Genomic DNA, 629 nt, shown 5'->3' on the forward strand with positions numbered 1-629 from the left:
AATAAAAAAAAAGCTTCCAAATGTAATAATAAAGAATTCAAGTCCTTTATTTATAAAAGCAAGGTCTGTAAAAACAAAAGAAGAAATTGATATTATAAAAAAAATAGCAAATGTTGGTGCTTTAGCTATGCTTCATACAAGTAAATTTGCTAAACCRGGTATTACAGAAAAAGAGCTTATGGATATTTACAGGCTCAATGTTATGGAAAGTAAAATATGTGTRCCAAGCACATGGTCTGCTTTTTTAACAGGAGAAAATGCATCTGCTTTAGCAATATCAGGAAACACTATAGTAAAAGATACTGATATAATAAAATTTGACGGCGGAGTTAATGCTGAATGGGATTTTTATACTACAGATATGTCTAGAGCTTGGGTAATGCCTAATGCAGATAAAGAGCTTTTTAAATTAAAAGACACATTATATGAATCAAGAACATTAATGATAGAAAATATAAAACCAAATGTTCCTTTTTCTGAGATATTTAATATAGGTTTTGAGTATGTTAAGARAAAATATCCTGGTTATGAAAGAGGACATATGGGACATAGCATTAGTATGGGTCCTCAAACTGCTGAAGCTCCTTTCGTATCTAAAAATGAAACTAGAGTGATAGAAGAGAATATGG

Annotated in this window: 1 protein-coding gene; it reads left to right on the forward strand. The window is 30.0% G+C overall.

The window, feature by feature from the left end:
* Positions 1 to 629, forward strand: a 629-nt coding sequence (locus GQX97_RS13855) for a Xaa-Pro peptidase family protein (RefSeq protein ID WP_157152335.1), incomplete at both ends; no start/stop codon positions are given.

Source organism: Brachyspira sp. SAP_772 (genome assembly GCF_009755885.1).
In the GTDB taxonomy this organism is placed as follows: domain Bacteria; phylum Spirochaetota; class Brachyspiria; order Brachyspirales; family Brachyspiraceae; genus Brachyspira.